The sequence below is a fragment of the Kitasatospora sp. NPDC091207 genome (assembly GCF_044768625.1).
Lineage (GTDB): Bacteria > Actinomycetota > Actinomycetes > Streptomycetales > Streptomycetaceae > Kitasatospora.
Genome location: NZ_JBIVVS010000013.1, coordinates 220,056 through 226,343, shown reverse-complemented (window position 1 = coordinate 226,343; position 6,288 = coordinate 220,056). Strand labels below are relative to the sequence as shown.

The following is a 6,288-nucleotide window of genomic DNA, read 5'->3' as shown; positions in this document are numbered from 1 at the left end:
TGTCCAACCCCGCCGTGTGGCAGCACACCGTCTTCCTCGTCATGTACGACGAGAACGACGGCTACTTCGACCACATGGTGCCGCCCACCCCCGAGACCGGCACCCCCGAGGAGTTCACCCAGGGCCGCGCGATCGGCCTGGGCAACCGGGTACCACTGTGGGTCGCCTCGCCCTGGTCACGCGGAGGCTGGGTCAACTCCCAGGTCTTCGACCACACCTCCGTCCTGCGCTTCATGGAACGGGTCACCGGGGTCGCCGAGCCCAACATCTCCGCCTGGCGCCGCGCCGTCTGCGGCGACCTCACCAGCTGCTTCGACTTCGCCGCCCCCGACTGGTCCATCCCCCAACTGCCCGACACCGTGGCCCTGATGGCCAAGTCCGACGCCGGCGCCAAACTCCCCGGCGTCGCCCTGCCCGCCCTCGGCACCCAGTCGATGCCCGTCCAGGAACCCGGCGAACGCCCCCACCGCCACCTCCCCTACCAGCCCTGGGCCGACATCACCGTCGACCGCGCCACCGGTCTGATCACCTGCACCCTGAGCAACGACGGCACGGTCGCCTTCCCCTGCACCGTCTACCCCAACATCGTGTACGCCTTCGCCGGCACCCCGTTCACGGTCGCCCCGGGCGCCTCCCGCACGTACACCTGGGACGCCGCCGCCACCGACGGCCGCTACGACTTCACCGTCCACGGCCCCGACGGCTTCGTCCGCCGCTTCGCCGGCACCGTCGTCCGCGACGGCCAGGACGACATCGCCGTTCCCGTGGTGACCGCCACGCCGGGCGCCACGGCGCTCACCGTCCGGCTGTCCAACGCCGGGCGGACCGCGATCACCTTCACCCTCACGCCCAACGACTACGCGGGCACCGTCCAGACCGTCCGGGTCGCCCCGGCGTCCAGCACCACCACCAGTTACCCGCTCGACCGGTCCCGCTACGACGTCACCGTCACCGCCCCCACCGGCACCCGCTTCGCCCAGCGCTACGCGGGCACGCTGCACTGAGCCCGGCCGACCGGGCCGTCAGCCGGCCGAGCCCGGCGCCACCGGGCCGGCCGCGACCCGGAAGCCGATGTTGCCGGCCGCGCTGTCGGGCGTGTTCGAACTGCGCGCCGCCACCCGGTAGCGGTGGCAGTACGACGCGTGGCACAGGTGGGAGCCGCCGCGCATCACCCGCGCCGAGCCGTCCGGCGGCCCGGCCGGGTCACGGCGCGGCCCGGTGCGGTGGAAGCCGGGGCTGAACCGGTCCGCGCACCACTCCCAGACGTTGCCGACGGTGTTGTACAGCCCGAAGCCGTTCGGCCGGAAGGCGGTCACCGGGGCCGTGCCCCGGTGACCGTCCTCCGCCGTGTTCAGCGTCGGGAAGACGCCCCGCCAGATGTTGCACAGGTGCTTCCCCCCTGGGGCGAGTTCGTCGCCCCAGGGGTAGCGCTTCTGCTCCAGGCCGCCCCGGGCGGCGTACTCCCACTCGGCCTCGGTCGGCAGCCGGGTGCCGGACCAGGCGCAGTACGCCTGCGCGTCGTGCCACGACACGTGCACGGCGGGGTGGTTCTGCCGCGTCGTGACGGAGGAGCCGGGGCCCTCCGGCGCCCGCCAGCTCGCCCCGGCCACCGCCCGCCACCACGGCACGGCGGCCACCGGCGGTGCGGCGGCGGCGAGTTCCTCGGGCAGGAAGCCCTCGAAGACGAAGGAGAAGCCGAAGCCCTCGGCCTCGGTCCGGTAGCCGGTGGCCTTGACGAAGGTCGCGAACGCGGCGTTGGTCACCGTGGTCGGCGCGATCCGGAACGGGCTCAACTCGACCTCGCGCACCGGTCCTTCGCCGTCGGCCGGATAGCCCGTCCGGTCCTCCGTACCCATCAGGAACCGGCCGCCGGGCAGCCCGGTCAGCCGGCCCGCGACGCGCGCGGCCCTCGGGTCGACGGACGCCGGCGCGACGGGTACCGGCACGACGGGAGCGGCGACGACGGGAGCGGCCACGACGGGGGCGGCGAGCAGGACGGGTGCGGCGAGCGCGACGGGGGCGTCCGCCCCTCGGCCGGGGGTGCAGCAGGGCTCGGTGGTCGTCGGCACGGTGTTCCGTTCCTCGTTCCGCGGTGATCGGGCCGGGGCCGGCGCCCCGCACCGGCGGACCGGGTGCGGGGCGCCGACCACCGGCGGTCGGACGGTCAGGCCACCTGGTCGGCGGCCAACTGCGCCGCCAGCCCCGGGATTCCGAGCGCCGCCTCCTGCTGCGGCGTCGCCTGGTACAGCAGGTTGGACAGCTGGTACGGGTCGGCGGCCAGGTCGTAGTACTCGCGGAACTTCACCGCGCCCGTGCCGGAGACGGTGCCGTTCGCATCGGTGTGCAGCGCGTAGTACTCGGTGTACTGCCGGTCCTTCGCGACGTACGAGGACCAGGTGGGCGGGCCGCCCGCCGCCGTGCCCTGCTTCCACCACTCGACCAGCAGGTGCTCCCTGCTGTACCCGGTGAGCAGCGAGTGGCCGTCCTGCGGGGTGTCCGGGGTGATGCCGGCGGCGTCGAGGATGGTCGGGGCGATGTCGATGTTGGCGACGACCCGGTTGTCGACCGTGCCCGCACCGAGCCCGCCGGCCGGCCAGGAGAGGTAGAACGGCACCTCGTGGGCCGGGGAGTACGGCACGGACTTCTTGCTCCAGCCGTGGTCGGCCCAGGTGAAGCCGTTGTCGCCGAGGTAGACGACCAGGGTGTTGTCGAGCTGGCCGAGCGCCGCCAGCTTGTCGTGGATCGCCTGGACGGCGTCGTCGACGGAGAGCAGGGTCCGCAACTGCCTGGTCCGCAGCGCCTGGGCGTCGGCGAGGGTGGCGGTGGCGTTCTGGATGTACTCGGGCTTGTCACTGCGGTCGGCCTCGGGCACCGACGGGCGGCCGTTCCACGGCGGCACCACCGTGTCGGCGTACGTGTCCGCCGGGACGTTGGGCGCGTGCGAGGCGTACGGGGTCACGTAGGCGAACCACGGGCGGGTGTCGGTGGCGGCCTTGTCCAGGAAGGACAGCGTGCGGTTCCTGACGATGTCGGTGGTGTAGCCGGTGAGCGTCTGGACCGTGCCGTTGATGTTCCAGCGGGCGTCGTTGTAGGCGGGCTGGAGCAGCGCCCACTCCTCGAAGTGCGGCGGGTTGTCCGCCAGGGTCCAGGAGTTGAGGTACTTGCCGAACAGCCCGGTGCGGTAGCCGGCCTGCTGGAGGTAGCGCTGCACGGTGGTGTGCTGGTCCAGGCTGTACGAGGCGCCGTTGTTGCGCACGCCGTGGTTGTGGGCGTACCGGCCGGAGAACACCGACGACCGCGACGGTGCGCAGAGCGGCGTGGTGACATGCCCGTGGGTGAACCGGACGCCCTGGCCGGCGATCCAGTCGACGGTCCGCCGGATCGCCCAGTCGGTCTGCTTGGGCTGGTCGTCGGTGACGATCAGGAGGATGTTCGGCCGGGCGGCACCGGTCGCGGCGGCCGCGGGCCGGGCGGCGGCCACCTGGAGCGCGGCCGGGGCCGCGGCGGTCGCCGCCACGGCGGCGGCGCCCGCGAGAAAGCCGCGCCGGCCGACCCCGGCCGGCCCGCCGGTCTCCGGCGCGCTCGCAGAATTGCCCGTCGAATCACTCGTCGAATCGCTCATGGAATTCCTCCGTACTGCTTCGGCGATTCCGGCCGGACCGGCCGCGGCGGAATTCCGCGCGATCGCACCGAAATCACGGACGGGTGTGCGGAAATCCGGCCCGCCGACTGTCCGCGACCGTGCGCGGACGGCACCCGGGACGTCGGCGATGCGCCGGTGATCCGCCTGCAAGAAACCGGGCCCAGCCCCCCAGCGCACGAACCATGCAGGTGGGAGGGGTGTTCCGAGGGATCTCGACGAGCTTCGGCCGGGCCCGCGCACCTACCGGGGCACCGTCACCGAATCACGCCGCGTCGGCCGTACAGAGGGTGCTCGCCAGCCGTCCGAAATCGACATGCCGACGAGCAGCCAAGAACTCTCCAGCTGCCATGCGAGCGACTGTAGAAGCTTCCGGGAAGCGCTGGCAATACCGCGTACGCCTTTGTTGCGGCGCCGTTTCGGGCCCCGCACCGCACGTTTCCCACCGTCTCGCCACGTGGCTCTCCGGTGTCCTCACCCCGCTCCGGACGTTGACCCGGCAGGACCGGACACCACCCGGCCCGCGCGGGCCCGGCCCTGCGCGGCGGAGGCCCTCACCAGGTCCCGTCCGGCCGGGCGGGACCTAAGCTGCCGCCATGATCACCTCACCCGAAGCGCCGATAGCACTCGTCATCTTCGACTGCGACGGCGTCCTCGTCGACAGCGAACGGATCGCGGCCCGGGTCCAGGTCGCCCTGGGCGCCGAACTGGGCTGGCCGCTCACCGAGGCCGAGGTCGTCGAACGGTTCATCGGGCGTTCCCAGGCATCGATCCACGAGCAGGTCGTCGAACGGCTCGGCGAGGAGACGGCCGCGCACTGGTCGGCGGAGTTCGTGCGCCGGCACGCCGAGGAGGTGGACGCCGGCCTCACCGCCGTCGACGGTCTGCCGGAGGCGCTCGACGCGATCTCCCTGCCGACCTGTGTCGCGTCCAGCGGCTCGCACGAGAAGATGGCGCACACCCTCGGCCGCACCGGTCTGCACCGGCGCTTCGCCGGGCGCATCTACAGCGCCACCGAGGTCGACCGCGGCAAGCCCGCCCCCGACCTCTTCCTGTACGCGGCCGCCAGGATGGGCGTCCCGCCGGCCGCCTGCGCGGTGGTCGAGGACAGCGCGCCCGGCGTCCGGGCCGCCCGCGCGGCGGGCATGCGCGCCTTCGGGTACGCCGGCGGTCTGACCCCGGCCGAGCGGCTGGCGGGCCCCGGCACCGTCGTCTTCCACGACATGCGCGACCTGCCCGCCCTCCTCGGCGCCCGCTGAACCCGCCCGCGCGCGGTGTCGCCATCCGACCGGGTGGGCGCCCGCGCGCACGGCGGACTCCCGCGCGCTCAGCCGGAGCCGTCGGCTCCCGGGGTCAGCTCCTTGCGCATCCGGACGCACATCGTCTCGTGGCGGCGCAGCGAGCCGTCCGGGGCCCGTTCGTCCCACGCGTCGAGCCGCCGCTCGTGGGCGACGTAGCCCAGCCGCTCGTACAGGGCCCGGGCCCGGGAGTTGTCCTCCTCCACGCCGAGTTCGGCACGGCGCAGACCGCGGCTCCCGATCCGCTGCTCCGCGGCCCCGATGAGGAGCGTGCCGATCCCGCACGACTGCAGCGCGGGGTGGACGGCCAGTTGCCAGATCGTCCCGGCGCCCTCGGCGGCCCGGTAGTCGACACCGGCCTTCGCCACCGGCAGGTCCGTCGGCGTGCAGACCGCGAGATAGTCGACCTCACCACGGGCGGCACGCGCCAACTGCTGTGCCACGCCCACGAGATGGAGATCAGACCCGGACCACCCGCAGGACGCCAGGTCGGCATGCGCCAGATCGCGCACCGACAGTCGCAGGACCACGTCAACCATGTTCATCGCCTCCGGCCGGCCAGCCTCCCGGGTGGTCCGCTCCGGGCGCAACGGGTTTTCGCGACCCGGCGGGCCGGCTCCGGCCGGCCCCGGCTCCCCCGTCGAGGGGGAACCGGGGCCGGTGCGGGCTCAGCCCTGGGCGAGCAGCGCCGGCAGCTCGGCGATCGACGTCAGCACGTGCGTCGCGCCGTCGGCCCGCAGGCGCGCCTCGTCGTGGGCGCCGGTCAGCACGCCGGCCACCACCGGGGCACCCGCCCGGGTGCCGGTCAGCATGTCGTAGCCGGTGTCCCCGGCGACGGCGATCTGCCGGACCGACTCGGTCCCGGTGCGCAGCAGGGCGGTGAGCGCCAGGTCCGGGTACGGGCGGCCGCGGCCGGCCTCGGCCGGGCAGAGGGTGAGGTCGGCGATCGACTCCCACCCCAGGGCGGCCAGGATGCGGTCCTGGGTGGACCGGGAGAAGCCGGTGGTGAGGACCACCGTGCGGCCCTGGCCCCGGAGTTCGGCGATCGCCTCGGCCGCCCCCGGCAGCGCGGCGCAGTGGCCCGCGTCGACGAGGTCGTGGTAGGCGGCCTCGAAGGCGGCGTTGGCCGCCCGGGCCTTCTCCTCCGCGCCGAACAGGTGGCGGAAGACGGAGATCTTGGACTCGCCCATGGTGGCCCGGACGTGCTCCAGCATGCGTGCGTGCTCGGGGCTGCCGGCCTCGACGCCGAGCGCGCCGGCGGCGGCCTGGAAGGCCCGCTCGACCAGGCCGTCGTCGGCCACCGTGGTGCCGGCCATGTCGAGCACAACGAGACGGATATCAATCGACATA

6 protein-coding genes are annotated in these 6,288 nt (G+C 73.8%); 2 read left to right on the top strand and 4 right to left on the bottom strand.

All coding sequences use genetic code 11. The features are described 5' to 3' along the window. Nucleotides 1–1,004: phospholipase domain-containing protein (locus ACIQTO_RS22480; protein WP_402390733.1), on the top strand; the 1,004-nt coding region annotated here is incomplete at its 5' end. Nucleotides 1,005–1,022: 18 nt separating this feature from the next. On the opposite strand, the gene ACIQTO_RS22475 is transcribed toward ACIQTO_RS22480, so the two are convergent. After that, entirely contained in the window at nucleotides 1,023–2,069 is a 1,047-nt protein-coding gene (locus ACIQTO_RS22475) for a formylglycine-generating enzyme family protein (protein ID WP_402390730.1), read from the bottom strand. Between the two features lie 95 nt (nucleotides 2,070–2,164). After that, on the bottom strand, nucleotides 2,165–3,622 hold the full coding sequence (locus tag ACIQTO_RS22470) for a sulfatase (RefSeq protein WP_402390727.1): 1,458 nt from the start codon (nucleotides 3,620–3,622) through the stop codon (nucleotides 2,165–2,167). A 614-nt stretch (nucleotides 3,623–4,236) separates the two neighbouring features. Here ACIQTO_RS22470 and ACIQTO_RS22465 point away from each other — a divergent pair. Then, on the top strand, nucleotides 4,237–4,899 hold the full coding sequence (locus ACIQTO_RS22465; protein WP_402390724.1) for an HAD family hydrolase: 663 nt from the start codon (nucleotides 4,237–4,239) through the stop codon (nucleotides 4,897–4,899). A gap of 68 nt (nucleotides 4,900–4,967) precedes the next feature. On the opposite strand, the gene ACIQTO_RS22460 is transcribed toward ACIQTO_RS22465, so the two are convergent. Together ACIQTO_RS22460 and ACIQTO_RS22455 are read right to left on the bottom strand one after the other, a co-directional pair. Next, nucleotides 4,968–5,477 (bottom strand): GNAT family N-acetyltransferase, encoded by a 510-nt coding sequence (locus ACIQTO_RS22460; protein WP_402390721.1) that lies wholly within the window; start codon nucleotides 5,475–5,477, stop codon nucleotides 4,968–4,970. Between the two features lie 129 nt (nucleotides 5,478–5,606). Next, entirely contained in the window at nucleotides 5,607–6,287 is a 681-nt protein-coding gene (locus ACIQTO_RS22455; RefSeq protein WP_402390719.1) for a phosphonatase-like hydrolase, read from the bottom strand. Between the last annotated feature and the right edge of the window lies 1 nt (nucleotide 6,288).

Coding starts and splice junctions, on each gene's coding strand:
- ACIQTO_RS22470 (WP_402390727.1), bottom strand. CDS start 3,622: ATGAGCGATTCGACGAGTGATTCGACGGGCAATTCTGCGAGCGCGCCG.
- ACIQTO_RS22465 (WP_402390724.1), top strand. CDS start 4,237: ATGATCACCTCACCCGAAGCGCCGATAGCACTCGTCATCTTCGACTGC.
- ACIQTO_RS22460 (WP_402390721.1), bottom strand. CDS start 5,477: ATGGTTGACGTGGTCCTGCGACTGTCGGTGCGCGATCTGGCGCATGCC.
- ACIQTO_RS22455 (WP_402390719.1), bottom strand. CDS start 6,287: ATGTCGATTGATATCCGTCTCGTTGTGCTCGACATGGCCGGCACCACG.